Here is an 18,864-nt window from a genome sequence, read left to right on the forward strand (position 1 = left end):
TACCGGATGGAAATGAGACGGCAGCGGTCTTATTTTTTTTGCTTTTTATATTTTTGAAACAATTTTATTTATTCCCTTCAGGGGGGATGGAGGCGGCGGATGTATGTCTGTTCGCCTCTTTTTTTATGCTGTTATGTGACTGTATGAGAAGAAGACCGGAGCGGCTCTTGCAGCTGAAGACCGAAAGCCTGTTTTATGGGTTTCTGGCATCGGTTGTGGTGATTAATACATATTATGGAATTCGCCTGGGACGTGGTGAATTTTTTAGGTATACCTGCTTTTGGATCTTCAATGCCTGTGCTATTTGGAGTTTCTGCTATCTGACGGAGTATGGCGGAAAAGCTTTTTTGACCGGGATTAATCGTGTGGTAAAAGTGAATATCGGAGTGCAGCTGCTGATATATCTGTCGGGTCATGGACGCATATTTCGTGAATACTGGGGAGCGATTCGCTATCAGGGAACCTTTAATGATCCGAACCAACTGGCATTTTTCCTGTTTATGATGATATTGCTTTTGTATCTGTACCGGTGCCGGTTTGGGGATCGGAGCTTTCCTGTGTTCTATGTGCTGGCCTTGCCGGTGCTCGCAGCATCGAAGTCTACGGGAATCTTATTGGGATTTTTTGTATTTACTATTTTGGCTGTTTTGTATGAACTGTATCGAATTGGATGCAAAAAGGGTGTATCAGTGAAGGTATGGATCTTGGGAATCTGTATGGGAGTGCTTATATTTGGTTTGTTTTTATGGTGGATATGGCCTGCAGCGGATTTTGATGTGAAGACGGTGGATTATAATATGCTGACACGGATTCAAGAGAAGATATGGAAGGTTGCTCATGGTGGCCTGTTGGGACTTTTTCTGGATCGTGGAATGGAGAAGCTGGTACTGTACCCTCAGTATCTTTTGTATGGAGCTGGAGAGGGCGGTTTTGACCGATTTACATTGGCAAGTCAGGTGAATGAGATTCATTGCTGCCTGTTCAGTGTGATGTTTTGCTATGGTTTAATTCCGACTAGTTGTTTGTTGGTCTGGCTTGGACGCAAGCTGCGACGCATAGATGCGGCTATGACCTGCGCTGTGATTGGACTTCTGGCGGAGAGTTTTTTCCTTGTGAATTACCGGCAGCCGATGTTTTGGATGATACTCTTGTATGGGAGTGTGGCAGGCGGATGTAGAGGCGGGGACGTATGAAAAAAATGAAACATATAATTAGTTGTAAAATTTCTGGAAGTTCACATTAGCAATAAACTTAAAATAACTCAAAAACTTTACTTTTAACATCAGCTAAGTTAAAATGAAAGAAATTGAGTTAAGGGGGAATGGGAAATATGCTTACAAGCGTATTCGGGATTTCTATAAAATATGAAGCATGGAATCATCAGGATTCTTTGCCTGTTTATATTGCAGGGAGTTATAATTTTCACACAGCATATATTGGAAACAGACGCTGTATAATGCTTACTCCGACAGAAGAACTTGCCACACTTCCGGCATTGAAAAAACAGATTACAAAAATACAGCAGATTGATAATGTACCAGTCGTATTTGAACTTGCGTCGGTATCTAATTATCGAAGAAAAAGCCTTATAGAAAATAATATACCGTTTATTACTGATAAGCAGGTCTTTCTTCCTTTCATCGGGACAATGCTTTCTGATGAGAAAGAACCCCAAAAGCTGACAGGTAAGTTTGTTTGCTCAACACAGCAGTTGTTTTTGTTTTATCTGTATAGTAAGAAAAAACGATTGTATATTTCAGAAGCCGGAAAAGTGCTTCCATTTACAGCAATGACCTTGACCAGAGCAGTAAAGCAGTTGGAAGCGACGGATTTGTTTCTTGTAGCAAAAGACGGTGTCAACAAGTTTATTGAGTCAAAATATAACAGAGATGAATTATTTGAAAAAGCAAAAGTATATTTGACAACACCTGTCCGCAAAGCAGGATATATAGATAAGACGCAAGTTACAGAAAATATGGTCTTTGCAGGGGGGACGGCACTTTCTGAAAAAACAATGCTAAATCCAAGCCGAGTTGCTACCTATGCAATCAGTGAGAGGGATTATGATAAAACTTTGCTGACCGATGAATTGATAGACCCGGATAAGCAGGTAAGACTTGAATTATGGGCATACAACCCGAAACAATTTTCAGAGGATAACAGTGCTGACGATATTTCCATTGTTTTATCTTTTGGAGATACAAACGATGAGAGAATTGAAGAAGCAGTAGATGAATTGCAGGAAAGAAGGTTGAAGGAGTAATGGTCAGCGGATTTACAAAATTTAAGGAAAGATTTCAGGGTTTTGAAAATCAATATGTTATCATCGGCGGGACAGCTTGTGATTTGATTATGGAAAATGAAGAATTACCGTTTCGTGCTACAAAAGATGTAGATATTGTATTGATTGTCGAATCCATAACAGCGGAGTTCGGTAGGCAGTTCTGGGAGTATGTCAAGGAAGCAGGATATGAGCATTTGAATAAAAGTACCGGAAATACACAGTTTTATCGTTTCACATCTCCGAAAAGCAAAGAATATCCATATATGATAGAAATATTTTCCAGAAATCCGGATTTTGTTATATTGGAAGATGATGCAGTTCTCACACCGCTTCCGATAGACGATGAAATCTCCAGCTTGTCGGCAATCCTTTTAAATGAAGCGTATTATGAATTGCTAAAAACCGGACAATTGATGGTTGATGGCATTCCGGTATTAAGTCCGACTTGTCTGATACCATTTAAGGCGAAAGCGTGGCTGGATTTAAAGGAACGCAAGCTGAATGGAGAGCAGGTTGACAGCAAAAATATAAAGAAACATAAAAATGATGTGTTCCGATTAGCACAGTTAATCACAGCCAATACAAGGCAAGTTCTCAGTCCGGAAATAGCAGAGGATATGAAAAAGTTCTTATCTGAAATAGCTGATGAAACAGTGGATTTAAAGTCCTTGGGTATAAGAGGAACAGATAAGAAGAAAATGACAGATATGTTGTACCAGTGTTATGGGTTGAAGGATAATACATAGTAAAAGTGTTCTTGAAGATTTTGGACTCGCCCTGAGAGGGGAGGGTGCGGACATTTTCTTGGACAGGTTAAACAGCCAATCCAAGTCTACGTCTGTACTCCATAGGACTCATGTATCCTAATGGAGTATTAATAAGGTATTGTGTCCAAATTGAGAGTTTGTTTTGGGGAATGCTTGAAGCTGACGGGATATTCTTGTTTAAATTGTCGTTGTATGTTATAAATAAATCACAAGTATAACAACACGTAACAAGGAGAAAACCAACATGTACGATTATTTAATAGTAGGCGCCGGTCTCTACGGTGCCGTATTCGCCCATGAGGCGAAGAAAGCGGGCAAGAAGGTTCTGGTGATTGACCGCCGCCCGAATATTGCAGGAAATGTGTATACAGAGCCGATGGAGGGCATCCAGGTTCACAAGTATGGCGCGCATATTTTCCACACGAATAATAAGGAAGTCTGGAATTATGTAAATCAGTTCACGGAGTTTAACCGTTTTACGAACTCTCCGGTGGCGAATTACCACGGCGAGCTGTATTCCCTGCCGTTTAATATGTACACCTTCAACAAGATGTGGGGTGTCGTGACTCCGCAGGAGGCAGCGGCGAAGATCGAGGAACAGCGCAAGGCAGCAGGCATCACGGAGCCGAAGAACTTGGAGGAGCAGGCGATCAGCCTGGTTGGTACGGATATTTATGAGAAGCTGATCAAGGGCTATACCCAGAAGCAGTGGGGAAGAGAGTGCAAGGATCTTCCGTCCTTCATCATCAAGCGTCTTCCGGTTCGTCTGACTTTTGACAACAACTATTTTAACGCCCTGTATCAGGGAATTCCGGTGGGCGGCTATACGAAGATGGTTGCCAATATGCTGGACGGCATCGAGGTTCGCCTGGAAGAGGATTATTTTGAGAATAAGGCTGATTGGGATGCGATGGCAAAGAAGGTAGTTTACACCGGCGCGATCGATGCGTATTTTGAGTATTCGCTGGGCGTTCTGGAGTATCGTTCTGTGCGCTTTGATACCGAAGTGCTGGATATCCCGAATTTCCAGGGCAATGCGGCAGTGAACTATACAGATGCGGAGACTCCGTGGACGCGTATTATCGAGCATAAATGGTTTGAGTTTGGTAAGGATGCCGATGGCAATGATCTGCCGAAGACGGTCATCAGCCGTGAGTACAGTTCGGAGTGGAAGTTAGGCGATGAGCCGTACTATCCGGTCAATGATGCGAAGAATGGTGCTCTGTATGAGAAGTACAAAGAGCTGGCCAAGAAGGAAGAGAAGGTAATCTTTGGCGGCCGTCTGGGCGAGTATAAGTATTATGATATGGATGCGGTGATTGCTTCGGCGTTGGAGCTGGTGAAGAAGGAGCTGTAGGAGAATTTTTGATTTTTATCCGGATCGGCGGATGGTTTCGGAATCATGAAATGGATGGGAAGCTATCTGCTGATTCAGATAAAATGGTGAAATGAAAATTGCAAATTTTTAAATTGCTAAAAAATTGTAATTTCGCTTGAATCTTACGGACTATAATGTTATATTATATATAAAGGATGCCACCGATAGACGGTTTGGTTCCCTAGTGATTAAGACAAGAAAATAGCCGCAATCGTGTCAGGATGGGCGGCTATTTTTTTGCGCTTTTTTCTACATCTTTGCCAAGTGAATATCCGGCTTTGAAGCAAGTTGCGCCGAAACTCAAAATCGCTAGTACAATTCCAATGATTTCCATATGGCATCCCTCCTCTCAGGTAGATTCCCTTGCAGGTATCTATGTAATCAGAGGGTACGCAGCCCTCTGAAAGAGGACCAAGCCGCCTACCGTGTTATGGTGGCATCCATAGATTGATTGTATCACATTTCTTTTAAATTCGAAAGTTTTTTTGCACTGTTTAAATATAAAAATGCACATATTATTTTTGCGTGGGCATCAATTTCTCCAAATCCTCCATCATTCTCCCCAAATCCCGTTCCACCACCTCATACACCAGCACATCCGGCTTATTTTCGTTCAAAAATTCCGGCTCAAATACCTGCCAATGGTAAAAATCGGTATACGCAAAGTATTTCGGCAGTCCTGCCAGCAGGGCGGTGCCGAAGGAGTCACGGTAGATCGCGATGCGGCGCGGGTCGGGCGCCTGGTCGGCTGAGATGTGGGCGATGCTGCCATCGTCGGTGGCACTGTCGTAGTGGATGGTTACATTGTTTCGGTAACCGGATACATCTGCTTTGGTATCGTCGCACATGGATTCTGGCATGTGGAACAGGTTAGCCAGATCGCCCGGATCGCGCGGCTCATAGGTGACAGTGACGTTTTCGATCGGCGTGGAGGTGCCGCCAGCGGCATCGATGATCTGCCCGGAGACGAGAAATCCGGCAGCATCGTTCCAGTGGGTGTCGGTTTTGAAATACCACTGATAGTCCCGGCGGTTTTTGAGCTCCGTGTATGGATTGACAACTGGGACATTTGTGTGTATTTCCAGATAATCGAGCAGTTCACTGCGGCGGGTAGGTCCGTCCGGTGCGGTGAAGCCATCCGGGAGGAATTCGCTGTATACGCCTTCTTTATTGGGAGCACACAGGAAGATAAATTCGGTGCCTTTTTCTTTCCAGGCGTCGTGGACGGTCTGGAGTTTGTATGCCAGCATCTGGAGTTCCCCGGCGGAAAAACGGTTGGTGCCGAGGAAGTCCTCGACAGAGCTTCCGAGCGTGTAAAAGTACCAGCCATCTTTTCCGGTGATGACGTCCTGCGAGTCTCCAAACTGAAATAAGGAGAGGTTTAAGCGAGCGTTCAGGCTTAAGAAGCGGTTGCGGAACGCCGCGTGGTCGTTGATCCAGTCTTCAACACCGGATGGAAAGGTATCGATGGTTTCCAGCGACAGAGTTGGAAATGCCGCCAGACTGCGGTTTTCACCGGTGCCCTCATCGGCTGTGGTTTTCAGGATAGGAAACAGCAGGTTGGGGGAGAGGATGCAGGCGAAGAAGACTGCGATCATGATATGAGTGCGTTTCATAGGATAAAGTCCTCAATTCATAAATTTTTATTCATTTCTTGAATTTTCCGTAGTGTTTATGGTTTCATTGATAGCATTTTCGGAAGATTCGCCGTTTACCTCTTTTTGAATAGTAGCTTCTTCCGGTATATTTGTTTTTTTCAGTTCATCGTCCTTTTTCGGCTTTTCAGCCGCTTCGGAAGCATCGGTTTCTTCTATTATTCCTGCGTCCTCAACCGCCTTCTCCGTCGTTTTCTCCACCAAATCAAACGCCACCTGTGCCTTAAACAGATCCCCATCGATATACAAACTAAACTGCCCTTTCTGCAGTTCTGTCAGATCTTTGGCGATCGATAGTCCCAGTCCGCTTCCCTCGGTGGTGCGGGCGACGTCGCCGCGCACGAAACGTTCGGTCAGCTCGTCAGCACGGATGTTGAGCGGATTGGCAGATATATTTTTGATGGTGAAGACTGCCTGGCCAGCAATACCGGTTTCTGCATTCCCGGGAACGCGGGCGAGGTCTACGTAGACGCGGCTGCCCTCCATCGCATATTTGCAGACGTTGTTGTACAGGTTTTCAAGTACGCGCCACAGGCGGCGTCCATCGGCGCGGATCATCAGCGGTTCCCGCGGGGCATTGATGATGAGCTGCAGATGTCTGGCATCCAGTTTTTCTTCAAATTCGCCGTTGGTCTGAAATGCCATCTGGACGAGGTCAATGTCGGTAAATTCAAGCTTCACATTGCCGGAGCTTGCCTTGGATGCCTCGACGAGGTCTTCAATCAGTGTTTTGAGACGCTGTGATTTCTGGTCGAGCACATCAAGATAGGCGTTGATCCGCGCATCTTCAATATGTTCCCGTTTCATTAGGTTTACATAATTTATAATCGAGGTCAGCGGCGTTTTGATGTCGTGTGAAACGTTGGTAATCAGGTTGGTTTTGAGGCGTTCGCTCTTCATTTTCTCCTGAAGGGCGGTTTCAAGACCGGAACTGATGTTGTTGAGTCCCTCTGCCAGCGTGAGCTCCGGACCGTCAAATTCATCGAGATCAAGCTGATAGCTGGTCTCCCCGGCGGAGAGCTGGCGGACGGCATCGCGGATGGATTCCTGTTCGCTTGCCTGCCGGAACAGTATGTAAAAGATCCACAGGTTAAACAGCAGAAATACCAGCACAGTCAGACCTGTCAGCAGGTAAACAACGTATAAATTTGCATACACGCGGTCCCAGAAATACCAGGCAAGGCTGATAAGCGCTGTGTTGATTGCAAGATAGAGAACAAATCCGATGCCTAGGCGGCTGCGGAAGTTCTGCCGTGTTTTGAGGATCAACATTTTCTTCTGAATCCGGCAGATCAGGCTGGAGGTCCACAGGGTACCGGCGCGGTAGCGGCGCAGGAGGCTGAAAAAGAGCAGCAGTCCGCCCAGATACAGGACCAGCGCCTGCAGGCTGTGATCGGAGAAGTACCAATACTGCGATGGAATGACCAGATGCAGGATGCGGATGAGAATCAGGTCGCTTACAACCAGGGCGATCGCGGTCATGGCGGCAAAAAAGACGATGCCGGTTTCAGTGCCGCTCTTGTCGAAGCCGTGCAGCGTCACGTCGAAGCTGCGGTAACTCTGGTAGCCGGACACCCGGAACAGAAACAGGAAGCTTAAAAGCAGTCCGATCGTTGCAAAGATTGTCAGTGCAAATCCGGTCAGATACAGGTGCTGCCGGTGCAGGTATGCGGTATGCGTGCGCGCGTAAAGGTCAGTGACTGGATAATTTGTATCGATTCCGATCAGCAGATAATAGTCGCTGCCGGTGTACGGGTTATTGGATGCCAGTGCGGAAATGCTGCTGAGCGGGATCGCTTTCATGTTGGTGTCGTAGAAAACGGAATTGCCCGGCAGGTACGCGTAGCGCCCGTATTCCTTGACATTTTCCGGTGTCAGGGAATCGGTGTTTGTAAACTGGGTTGTTTCGCTCTGATCCGAATCTGGCTCCGTGTACTGGATTTTAAAATGCAGGTTGGATGGATTGGCGACGAAACGGTTATACACTGTGTAATAACGATGCAGTGTGTCCATGATCTCGACCGCCGCATCCTCCAATGTGCTGCGCTTCCGGCTGGCAGAACGGTAGCTGTAGATCCGCTGCGGCTCTTGAACCGACCATTCGACGTAGCCTTCGCGGCTCTTGACGCCGTCTGCCGGTTCAGAAACCTTCTGGCAGTTAAAGTCGTCGTCGAGCTGGTACCCCATGGATTCCAGATAGGAAATCAGGGAGGACAGGGAGAAATTTTCGGTCTCGCTTGGTCCAAAGGTCATTTTGAGCATCCGGCGCGAGAGGTCGATCGAGCTGTCGGCACCGAAGACGTCCTGATATTCCATATATAGGAAGATATCGTTCAGATCGTTATTAAATTGTGTGTTAAATTCCGCGGTGTCCTCATAAGGAACCGAGCCAATGCCGGTCAGCCCCAGCCCGAAATTTCCATTGATATACATGAGGCTGATACCGATGAGTCCCAGAATCAGGAAAAACAGATGCGCGAGGCTGGCGATCCATTTCTGGATCTGCATCGGAATATGTGAGAGTTTTGTCATAAATTTTGCAACTCCTAACTTCTGTTAGATGGATGATTCACATTTTTACTGCTTCTCAATTTTATATCCAACACCCCAGACAACCTTCAGATAGCGCGGCTCCCTCGGGTTAATTTCGATCTTTTCGCGGATATGGCGGATATGAACCGCAACTGTATTGTCCGCGCCGATCGCCTCCTCATTCCAGATCGCCTCGTAGATCTGGTCGATGGAGAAGACTTTTCCGGCGTTTTTAACGAGCAGAAGCAGGATGTTGTACTCGATCGGTGTCAGCTTGATGAGTTCGCCGTCCACGGTTACTTCCTTATTTTCATCGTTGATCTGCAAGCCGCCGCATTTGAATACGTGGTTGCCCATCTGATTGTTCATATTTCCCAGCTGCGTGTAGCGGCGGAGCTGAGATTTCACGCGGGCGACCAGTTCCAGTGGGTTAAAGGGCTTCGTGATATAATCATCTGCCCCGATATTTAAGCCCAGAATCTTGTCCGCATCCTCAGACTTCGCGGAAAGAATAATGATCGGGATGCTGCTGGTTTCACGCACCTTCAGCGTCGTCCGGATGCCATCTAACCCTGGCATCATAACGTCCAGAATCATCAAATTCACGGTGTGCGTTTTTAAAAGTTCCAGTGCCTCCGCGCCGTCATATGCCTTGATAACCTCAAATCCCTCACCGGTTAAGTATATGTCAATCGCTTCCACGATCTGTTTGTCATCGTCACATACAAGAATACTCTGCATAGCAACTCCTCCTTTTAATAGGGTAATATATAGATAATATAGTATACAAATTTCTGTATAGATACAATAAAGATACCTATGTCTTATAATTATACAACGAAAAAGGAAACCGCGGTATCCTAATTTTTATGTATTTCAAGTGATGCGTATTTCAGGAGAAGAGCCGCTCCCAATCTGTAGGAAACATCACTCGCGCCGGCACTTAGCGAGGTTTTTTCGAGCTTAGTGTCCGCTGCAGCGAGTGCAAGAGCGAGAGCGTTTTCCGGAAGATTGGGAGCGGCTCTTCTCTGTCCGGGTTGCGTCTTCTCACCAGAATCCTGCCGTTCATTTACAAGTTATCCTTGACAAACCCCAGATTCTCCGCTACACTCTAAATTAATTTGAATATCAAACCATTTGAAATTAAAACTATCTTTTATAGAAGAAGCGGAGTTAAACGAGAAAATGACAGCTAGAATCATTGGAATCGGCGCGTATGCGCCGGAGCAGGTTGTGACGAATCAGGATTTGACGAAATTTCTTGATACAAATGATGCCTGGATCCGGGAACGGACGGGTATTGGAGCCAGACATATCTCGACGAGCGAGGGAACCTCGGCGTTGGCGACAGAGGCGGCGAAGCGCGCGATCGCGGACGCGGGCATTTCTCCGGAGGAGATTGAGATCGTGATCGTGGCGACGTCTTCCCCGGATCGGGCGTTCCCGAGTGCGGCGGCGGATGTACAGGGAGCCATCGGGGCGAAACACGCGGTGGCGTTTGACATCACGGCGGCATGTTCCGGATTTATTTACGCCTTACATATTGTGCAGGGATTTATTCAGGCGGGCATCTATAAGACGGCGCTGATCATCGGTGCGGAGACACTGAGCAAGGTGTTAGACTGGACGGACCGCAGTTCCTGCATCCTGTTTGGCGATGGAGCGGGCGCGGCGGTTGTCCGGGCGGACGAGACGGGTGTGGTGAAGACGCTGGTCGGCAGCGACGGAACGAAGAACGACGTTCTGTACTGCCAGGCGAGAAGTCTTGAAAACTGCCTGACGGGCGGCAGACCCGAGCTTGGTTTTATGCAGATGGACGGTCAGGAAGTCTTCAAGTTTGCGGTGAAGAAGGTACCGGAGATTGTGAATGCGATTCTGGAGGAGACCGGAACGGACCGCGAGGCGGTACAGCATTATCTGCTGCATCAGGCGAATATCCGGATTCTGGAAGCGGCGTCGCGCCGTCTGAAGGTTCCGATGGACAAGATTCCGGTCAATATCGAGCGCTACGGCAATACGTCGGCGGCTTCGATTCCGATTCTCCTGGATGAAATGCACCGGGACGGACGCTTAAAACGCGGCGATACGCTGGTGATGGCAGGTTTTGGCGCGGGTCTTACCTGGGGCGCGGCATTGATGACCTGGTAGGTGCCTGGAGAAGCAAAAAATATATAGCAAAACTAATGTACATTATTCCATTTTTTGATAAAATATAAGAACAGTGATTGCATTTTTGCGGTCACAAAAAGAAAATTCATTTAAAAAGGAGATTGAAACGATGTTAGAGAAAATGAAAGAAATTATTGCAGAGCAGCTGAGCGTAGACGCAGATTCCATTACCGAGGCTTCCTCTTTCAAGGATGATCTGGGTGCTGATTCCCTGGATCTGTTTGAGCTGGTTATGGCTCTGGAGGACGAGTACTCCGTAGAGATCCCGGCTGAGGATCTGCAGAACCTGGCAACGGTAGGCGATGTTATGAACTACTTAAAAGAAAAAGGTGTAGAGGCATAATGAAAACAAAGATCACAGAAATGTTGGGGATTGAATACCCGATTATTCAGGGCGGCATGGCATGGGTGGCAGAACATCATCTGGCAGCAGCCGTTTCTGAAGCTGGCGGTCTGGGCTTAATTGGCGGCGCCAATGCACCAGGTGAGGTTGTACGCGAGGAGATCCGCAAGGCGAGAGAGCTGACAAAGAAGCCGTTTGGTGTCAATGTCATGCTGATGAGCCCGTATGCGGATGACGTGGCAAAGGTAGTTGTAGAAGAAGGCATCAAGGTCGTAACGACCGGCGCCGGTATTCCAGGCAAATACATGGGCATGTGGAAGGAAGCCGGCATTAAGGTAATTCCGGTTGTCGCTTCGGTTGCACAGGCACGTCTGATGGAGAAGAGCGGCGCAGATGCAGTCGTTGCAGAAGGCATGGAGTCCGGCGGACACATTGGCGAGGCGACGACGATGACGCTCGTTCCGCAGGTGGTTGATGCGGTTTCGATTCCGGTGATTGCGGCTGGAGGTATCGCAGATGGACGCGGCATTGCGGCGGCATTTATGCTGGGCGCAGAGGCGGTCCAGATGGGAACCCGCTTCGTCGTATCGAAGGAATCTATCGTAAGCCAGGCTTACAAGGACAGAGTCATCAAGGCGAAAGACATTGATTCGACCGTAACCGGTATGAGTCACGGACATCCGATCCGCTGTCTTAGAAATAAGATGACGAGAGAGTATCTGAAGCTGGAAAAAGAGGGACGCCCGTTCGAGGAGCTGGAGTATTTAACCCTTGGAACGCTTCGGAAGGCAGTCATGGAAGGTGACGTGGACAACGGAACCGTGATGGCTGGACAGATTGCAGGTATGGTGAAGAAAGAGCAGACCTGCAAGGAAATGATTGAAGAAATGATGGCCCAGGCGGAGGCGCTTTTGGGCAGAAAGTAGAGAGTGAGTGTAACGCTATGAGCAAAATTGCATTTATTTTTCCGGGTCAGGGCGCACAGACCACTGGCATGGGACAGGATTTTTATCAGGAAACGGAAACGGGACGCGAGATGTTTGAGAAAGCAAGCGAGATCCTTGGGTTTTCAATGACCGATCTTTGCTTTGATCCGGCGCAGACGGACCGTCTGAATATCACGGAGTATACGCAGCCGGCGATGGTAACCGCCAGCCTTGCGATGATGCGTGTATTCATGGAACGTACCGGAATCTGCCCGGATGTGGCTGCGGGCCTGAGCCTGGGAGAATATCCTGCAATGGCGGCTGCAGGCGTTATGTCTGACGAAGATGCCATCCGTACCGTGCGGCAGAGAGGTATCCTGATGCAGGGCGAAGTCCCGGTTGGTCAGGGCGCCATGTCTGCCGTACTGGCGATGGATGCAGAGAAGATCGAAGAGGTGATCGCGCCGATCGAGGGCGTGCAGATTGCCAACTATAACTGCCCGGGACAGATTGTTATCTCTGGTAAGACAGAGGCGGTTGCCGAGGCAGGAGAGAAATTGAAGGAAGCGGGCGCAAAACGCGTTCTTCCGTTAAAGGTAAGCGGACCGTTCCATTCCAAGATGTTAGTGGGAGCTGGCGAGAAGCTTGGAAAGGTACTCGATACCGTTGAGATTCATACACCGGAGATTCCGTATATTGCGAATGTGACGGCAGATTATGTGACCAATGCAGCCGATGTAAAGCCGCTTCTGATGAAGCAGGTTTCTTCCTCTGTCCGCTGGGAGCAGACGATCCGGAAGATGTTAGCAGACGGTGTGGACACATTTATTGAGATCGGACCGGGTAAGACCCTGACTGGTTTCATGCGTAAAATCGACAAAAACGCGAAGGCGTTCAATATAGAGAAACTGGAAGATATCGACAAAGTAAAGGAGGCGTTTGGATGTTAAATGGAAAAGTAGCAGTTGTGACAGGTGCCAGCCGCGGCATTGGCCGTCAGATCGCTATTTCGATGGCGAAAGAGGGCGCTGTGGTGATCGTCAATTATAATGGCTCTGCGGCAAAAGCAGAGGATGTCGTAAGGGAAATTACCGAGGCGGGCGGACAGGCGGAAGCCGTTCAGTGCAATGTTTCGGATTACAGCGCGGCGGAGGTGTTCTTAAAGGACATTATCAGCCGCTATAAGAGAATTGATATTTTAGTCAACAACGCGGGCATTACCCGTGACAATCTTCTGATGAAGATGAGTGAGGAAGAGTTTGACGCTGTTATCGATACGAACTTAAAGGGCGCATTTAACTGCATTAAGCACGTATCCCGCCAGATGTTAAAGCAGAAGGGCGGACGCATCATCAATATTTCCTCTGTTTCCGGCGTGATGGGAAATGCGGGACAGGCAAATTACTGTGCGTCCAAGGCGGGCGTGATCGGACTGACCAAATCCGTGGCAAGGGAGATTGGAAGCCGTGGTATCACGGTCAACGCGATTGCACCGGGATTTATTGATACGGAAATGACCGCCGTTCTTCCGGACGATGTGAAGAAAGCGATGGGCGAGCAGATTCCGTTAAAACGTTTCGGTACGACCGAGGATGTAGCGCAGGCAGCCGTATTTCTGGCTTCTGACCGCGCAGCCTACATCACAGGACAGGTTCTGTGCGTGGACGGCGGAATGGCGATGTAGGGAAAAGGTGCTTTACAGATAGGCACTTTTGGAACCGAAAGTGGCGTACGATAACGTAGTGGCAGCAGATTTTGCCGATTTGGAATGCGAAGCATCGGCAAAATCGTGTCGCAGTTTGCACAACGTGTGAACTGTGACGATAGAAAGGCAGGTTTTTAGATGGGAAATAAGACACGTGTAGTAGTAACCGGTCTGGGAGCGATCACTCCGATTGGAAATGACGTAGCAAGCTTCTGGCAGGGATTAAAGGATAAAAAAGTCGGTATTGCGCCGATCACATATTTTGATACAACTGATTATAAGGCAAAGCTGGCAGGCGAGGTAAAGGATTTTGATCCGAAGAAATACATGGATCCGAAGGCGGCGAGACGTATGGAGCCGTTTTCTCAGTATGCGGTAGCGGCAGCCGGTGAAGCGATCGCACAGGCGGGTCTGGATATGGAAAAAGAGGATCCGTTCCGCGTGGGAACCAGCATCGGTTCCGGTATCGGAAGCTTACAGGCGATGGAACGTGAGCATAAAAAAATGCTGGAAAAAGGACCGAACCGCGTGAATCCGCTGCTCGTTCCGATGATGATCAGCAACATGGCAGTCGGCAATGTAGCACTGCATTATGGTTTAAAGGGCAAATCCATCAACGTTGTAACTGCCTGCGCGACCGGTACAAATTCCATCGGTGAGGCGTTCCGCTCGATCCAATACGGCGAGGCAGACGTGATGGTAGCCGGTGGTACCGAGTCTGCGATCACACCGCTCGGTATGGCAGGTTTCGCGGCTCTGACGGCTCTTTCTACCAATGATGACCCGGAGACGGCATCCCGTCCGTTTGATAAGGACCGCGATGGTTTCGTCATGGGCGAGGGCGCTGGTATCGTAGTTCTGGAGTCCTTAGAGCACGCGCAGAAGCGCGGCGCAAAGATTCTGGCAGAGGTAGTCGGCTACGGCGGAAGCAACGATGCATTCCACATCACTTCTCCGGCAGAGGATGGAAGCGGCGCAGCGTATGCGATGGAGATGGCGCTCAAGGATGCAGGTATCGCACCGGAGAAGATTGATTACATCAATGCACATGGAACCAGTACACACCATAACGATCTCTTCGAGACGATGGCAGTGAAAAAAGCGCTGGGCGATCACGCTTACAAGGTAAAAATTAACTCCACTAAGTCGATGATTGGACATCTTTTAGGTGCAGCGGGCGGTGTTGAGTTTATCGCCTGCGTGAAATCCATTGAGGATGGATTTGTACACGCAACCGCAGGTTTAAAAGAGGCAGGCGAGGGCTGCGATCTGGATTACACGATGGGCGAGGGTGTTCCGATGGATATCCACTATGCCCTGACCAACTCCCTGGGATTTGGTGGTGTCAATGCCAGCCTGGTAATCAAGAAATTTGAGGACTAAATATAATTTGAGGACGTTTTTGTGTGGATGATTGAATGATTGGAAGCAGCGCACTGGAGCTGGCGGAAGAGACTTGCAGCATACAAAAATGATGTCTGGGAAAGCGAAAGAGGTAACTGAAATTATGATGGGAATTAAAGAGATCCAGGAGATCATCCCGCACCGTCATCCGTTTCTTTTGATCGACTGTATCGAGGAAGTGACACCGGGCGAGGGCGCGGTTGGATATAAAAATGTAACATACAACGAGCCGTGGTTTGCAGGTCATTTTCCGCAGGAGCCGGTCATGCCGGGCGTCCTGATCGTGGAGGCGCTGGCGCAGGTCGGCGCGGTTGCGATTTTAAGTGAAGAAGGAAATAAGGGCAGGACGGCATATTTCGGGGCAATCAACAACGCAAAATTCAAGAAAAAGGTAGTTCCGGGCGACAAGTTAAAGCTGGAGTGCCATATCATCAAGAGAAAAGGACCGGTCGGCATCGGAAGTGCGACGGCAACCGTCGATGGCAAGCTGGCTGTTTCCGCAGAGCTGACGTTTATGATTGGCTAATAAGTGAGGTTGAATAAGAGATGTTTAAAAATCTGTTTAAGAAATCGTATACTTCGATCAATACAAACGACCACGGTTCTGCCGGCGTAAGCCGTGCGGAGAGTGCGAAAGCAGATAAAAGGGCGGCAGAGGCAGCACAGGAAAAACCGGAGAAGATTCCGAGCCGTCCGACGGCGATGACGCCGGAAAGTCTGCGTTCTTTATGGCGTAAGTGTAATAAATGTGAGAAACCGATTCTGGTGCAGGATGTCAAGGACAACCTGTATGTGTGCCCGCGCTGCGGCGGATATTTCCGGATGCATGCGTACCGCCGGATTGAGATGCTGATCGATGAAGGTACCTTTGAAGAGTGGGATAAGGAGATGTCTGTGGTCAATCCGCTTGCATTTCCGGGCTATGAGGGCAAGGTTGAGGCAGCCAGAGAGAAAACTGAGTTAAATGAGGCGGTTGTCACTGGTAAAGGAAAGATTCACGGTTATGAGACTGTGATTGCGGTCTGCGACTCCCGTTTCCTGATGAGCAGCATGGGTCACAACATGGGAGAGAAGATTGCCCGTGCGGTAGAGCGTGCGACCGAGGAACGGCTTCCGGTTATCATCTACGCGGCTTCCGGCGGCGCGAGAATGCAGGAGGGCATGATCTCCCTGATGCAGATGGCGAAAACTTCCGCAGCCTTAAAACGTCATTCCGAGGCGGGACTTCTCTACATAAGCTTTATGACGGATCCGACCACCGGCGGCGTAACGGCAAGCTTTGCGTCCCTGGGCGATATCATCCTGGCAGAGCCGGGAGCGCTGATTGGATTTGCGGGTCCGCGTGTCATCGAGCAGACGATCGGCCAGAAGCTCCCGGAGGGCTTCCAGAGAGCCGAGTTCCAGCTGACACACGGTTTTGTGGATCAGATCGTGGAAAGAAAAGATCAGAAGCGTGTTCTGGGACAGATTTTGAAGCTTCACAGCCAGGAGCATGGCTGGGAGAAATGGAACGACGAGGCGGAGAACCACACAGAAGCGGCATCTGCATCCAAGGCAGAAAAAGCAGCTTCTGTGGAGGAAGGCAAGTTAAAGAGCCGGAAAGCACCGTTCTCCGGTATCATGCGCCAGAAGACCTTAAATAAGATCGCAGGCCGAGAGAGAGACGCCTGGGAGGCAGTACGCCAGTCCCGTAGCGCCGGACGTCTGAACGCCAGCGATTATATCCGGATCCTGTTTGACGATTTTACCGAGTTCCACGGCGACCGGTATTATGGCGATGATATGGCGGTCATCGGCGGTGTGGCATCCTTCTATGGAATGCCGGTCACGGTCATTGGACAGGAGAGAGGTAAATCCCCGAAAGACAGCATGAAGCACAACTTCGGCATGCCGTCTCCGGAAGGATACAGAAAGGCGCTCCGTCTGATGAAACAGGCGGCGAAATTTAACCGTCCGATCATCTGTTTTGTCGATACGCCAGGTGCATTCCCGGGTATGGAGGCAGAGGAGAGAGGCCAGGGCGAGGCGATTGCCCGCAACCTCTTTGAAATGTCGGATATGAAGGTGCCGATTCTGGCGATTATCACCGGTCAGGGCGGCAGCGGCGGCGCACTGGCGCTGGCGGTTTCCAACGAGGTATGGATGATGGAGAATGCGACCTACTCGATCCTTTCTCCGGAGGGCTTTGCTTCGATTCTGTGGAAAGATGCCAAGAGAGCCAGCGAGGCGGCGAAGGTCATGAAGATGACGGCAGAGGATCTGTATGAGCTTGGCATGATCGAGCGCATTATCTGCGAGGATGAGCCGGCAACCGATGACAACATCGAGGAGATCGGACGCATCATCGACCGCCATATGCGTGAGTTCTTCCAGTCCTGCGCGGAAAAGACGCCGGATGAGATCGCGGAGCAGCGGTATGAACGTTTTAGAAAAATCTAAAAAATAGATATTGAAAGGGGGTTGCCGCGCGGCGGTCCCCTTTGTGAATATAGGAGATCGTATGAGTACAATTTTATCACAGTTGAAACCGCTGAAAATTGGTGATCTGACGGCGAAGCTTCCGATCATCCAGGGCGGTATGGGGGTTGGCATCAGCCTGTCCTCGCTGGCAGGAGCCGTGGCGGGGGCTGGCGGCATCGGCATTATTTCCACTGCCCAGATCGGTTTCCGGGAGCCGGATTTTGCCGAACATCCGCAGGAGGCGAACCTGCGCGCGATCGGTTCAGAGTTACAGAAGGCGCGCGCGATCGCGAAGGGCGGCATCGTGGGCTTTAATATCATGGTGGCAACGAAAAACTATGCGGAGTACGTTAAAACGGCGGTCAAGGCGGGCGCTGACCTGATCATATCGGGCGCAGGACTTCCTGTTTCCCTGCCGGAGTATGTGAAAGGGACGGCGACGAAGATTGCGCCGATCGTTTCCTCCGTTAAGGCGGCGACGGTCATCTGCCGGATGTGGGACCGCAAGTACCAGACCGCACCGGATCTGGTGGTCGTTGAGGGACCGCTGGCGGGCGGACATCTGGGATTTGACCGTGAGAAGCTGACCGAGCTGGAGGTAGACACGCCGCACGCAGCCGAGACATTCCATCAGGCGGAATATGACGAGGAAGTGCGGGGAATTATCGCGCTGGTTAAAAAATACGCGCAGAAATATGGCAAATCGATTCCGGTTGTGACGGCTGGCGGCATCTACGACCATGCGGATGTGATGCACCAGATGGAGCTTGGCGCGGACGGCGTGCAGGTGGCAACCCGTTTTGTGACAACCGAGGAATGCGATGCACCGATGGCATATAAGCAGGCATATCTGGATGCGAAGGAAGAGGACATCGTGATTGTCAAAAGTCCGGTCGGCATGCCGGGACGCGCGATCAAGAATGCGTTCTTAAAAGAACTGGAAAAAGGAAGACAGGCAGTGACACACTGTTACCAGTGTCTGGAACACTGTGATCCGGCGAAGATCCCATACTGCATCACGCAGGCACTCGTCAATGCCGCCCGCGGTGATGAGGATCATGCTCTGATTTTCTGCGGCGGAAACGCGTGGAGAGCAGAGAAGATAGAGACGGTTGAGGGCGTGATGCGGGCGCTGTGCGAAGGGTAGGATAGATCTTGGCACCATAGATTTTGGCAGAGTTCAGGGATAAGCCAAGATGAAACTTGCAAATAGTTTGATATAAGATGCAAAAATATAAAAA

16 protein-coding genes are annotated in these 18,864 nt (G+C 49.4%); 13 read left to right on the forward strand and 3 right to left on the reverse strand.

Translation table 11 applies throughout. The features are described from left to right. Positions 1-143 precede the first annotated feature (143 nt). The 4 genes from DW739_RS05510 to glf all read left to right on the forward strand — a co-directional run bounded on the left by DW739_RS05510 (position 144) and on the right by glf (position 4,408). Positions 144-1,193, forward strand: a complete 1,050-nt coding sequence (locus tag DW739_RS05510; RefSeq protein ID WP_147355499.1) for a hypothetical protein — start codon at positions 144-146, stop codon at positions 1,191-1,193. Positions 1,194-1,330: 137 nt separating this feature from the next. Then, positions 1,331-2,263 (forward strand): MarR family transcriptional regulator, encoded by a 933-nt coding sequence (locus tag DW739_RS05515; protein ID WP_118468890.1) that lies wholly within the window; start codon positions 1,331-1,333, stop codon positions 2,261-2,263. Continuing rightward, positions 2,263-3,030 carry a hypothetical protein gene (locus DW739_RS05520; RefSeq protein ID WP_118468888.1) on the forward strand — a complete coding sequence of 256 codons (768 nt, stop codon included), beginning with the start codon at positions 2,263-2,265 and terminating at the stop codon, positions 3,028-3,030. The genes DW739_RS05515 and DW739_RS05520 overlap by 1 nt, the downstream gene beginning before the upstream one ends. Positions 3,031-3,295: 265 nt before the next feature. Next, a complete protein-coding gene (gene glf / locus DW739_RS05525) occupies positions 3,296-4,408 on the forward strand; it encodes a UDP-galactopyranose mutase (protein ID WP_117796542.1) in 1,113 nt (370 codons plus the stop codon). A 536-nt stretch (positions 4,409-4,944) separates the two neighbouring features. Here glf and DW739_RS05530 read toward each other — a convergent pair. From DW739_RS05530 to DW739_RS05540, 3 genes are read right to left on the reverse strand one after another with little or no spacing between them, the layout of a single operon-like run. Then, entirely contained in the window at positions 4,945-6,045 is a 1,101-nt protein-coding gene (locus tag DW739_RS05530) for an alginate O-acetyltransferase (protein ID WP_118742775.1), read from the reverse strand. A 27-nt stretch (positions 6,046-6,072) separates the two neighbouring features. After that, positions 6,073-8,616 carry a HAMP domain-containing sensor histidine kinase gene (locus DW739_RS05535; protein WP_118742776.1) on the reverse strand — a complete coding sequence of 848 codons (2,544 nt, stop codon included), beginning with the start codon at positions 8,614-8,616 and terminating at the stop codon, positions 6,073-6,075. Between the two features lie 45 nt (positions 8,617-8,661). Further along, a complete protein-coding gene (locus DW739_RS05540; RefSeq protein ID WP_022360531.1) occupies positions 8,662-9,357 on the reverse strand; it encodes a response regulator transcription factor in 696 nt (231 codons plus the stop codon). Positions 9,358-9,801: 444 nt separating this feature from the next. Between DW739_RS05540 and DW739_RS05545 the strand changes: the two genes are divergently transcribed. From DW739_RS05545 to DW739_RS05585, 9 genes are all read left to right on the forward strand, one after another. Further along, positions 9,802-10,764 carry a beta-ketoacyl-ACP synthase III gene (locus tag DW739_RS05545; protein WP_118523435.1) on the forward strand — a complete coding sequence of 321 codons (963 nt, stop codon included), beginning with the start codon at positions 9,802-9,804 and terminating at the stop codon, positions 10,762-10,764. Between the two features lie 130 nt (positions 10,765-10,894). Then, entirely contained in the window at positions 10,895-11,128 is a 234-nt protein-coding gene (gene acpP / locus DW739_RS05550; RefSeq protein ID WP_022360533.1) for an acyl carrier protein, read from the forward strand. After that, positions 11,128-12,054 carry an enoyl-[acyl-carrier-protein] reductase FabK gene (fabK, locus tag DW739_RS05555; RefSeq protein ID WP_022360534.1) on the forward strand — a complete coding sequence of 309 codons (927 nt, stop codon included), beginning with the start codon at positions 11,128-11,130 and terminating at the stop codon, positions 12,052-12,054. The genes acpP and fabK overlap by 1 nt, the downstream gene beginning before the upstream one ends. 17 nt (positions 12,055-12,071) lie before the next feature. After that, positions 12,072-13,004, forward strand: a complete 933-nt coding sequence (gene fabD / locus DW739_RS05560; RefSeq protein ID WP_118742777.1) for an ACP S-malonyltransferase — start codon at positions 12,072-12,074, stop codon at positions 13,002-13,004. Next, positions 12,998-13,738, forward strand: a complete 741-nt coding sequence (fabG, locus tag DW739_RS05565; protein ID WP_118742778.1) for a 3-oxoacyl-[acyl-carrier-protein] reductase — start codon at positions 12,998-13,000, stop codon at positions 13,736-13,738. The genes fabD and fabG overlap by 7 nt, the downstream gene beginning before the upstream one ends. Positions 13,739-13,897: 159 nt before the next feature. Beyond that, complete coding sequence (fabF, locus tag DW739_RS05570) at positions 13,898-15,142, forward strand: beta-ketoacyl-ACP synthase II (RefSeq protein WP_118742779.1); 1,245 nt, start codon at positions 13,898-13,900, stop codon at positions 15,140-15,142. Positions 15,143-15,266: 124 nt separating this feature from the next. Continuing rightward, entirely contained in the window at positions 15,267-15,689 is a 423-nt protein-coding gene (fabZ, locus tag DW739_RS05575; protein WP_022359380.1) for a 3-hydroxyacyl-ACP dehydratase FabZ, read from the forward strand. 20 nt (positions 15,690-15,709) lie between these two features. After that, on the forward strand, positions 15,710-17,602 hold the full coding sequence (gene accD / locus DW739_RS05580) for an acetyl-CoA carboxylase, carboxyltransferase subunit beta (protein WP_118493602.1): 1,893 nt from the start codon (positions 15,710-15,712) through the stop codon (positions 17,600-17,602). 61 nt (positions 17,603-17,663) lie between these two features. Then, complete coding sequence (locus tag DW739_RS05585) at positions 17,664-18,770, forward strand: nitronate monooxygenase family protein (protein WP_107000849.1); 1,107 nt, start codon at positions 17,664-17,666, stop codon at positions 18,768-18,770. The last annotated feature ends 94 nt before the right edge of the window (positions 18,771-18,864 follow it).

The sequence above is a fragment of the Clostridium sp. AM28-20LB genome (assembly GCF_003480665.1).
In the GTDB taxonomy this organism is placed as follows: domain Bacteria; phylum Bacillota; class Clostridia; order Lachnospirales; family Lachnospiraceae; genus Otoolea; species Otoolea fessa.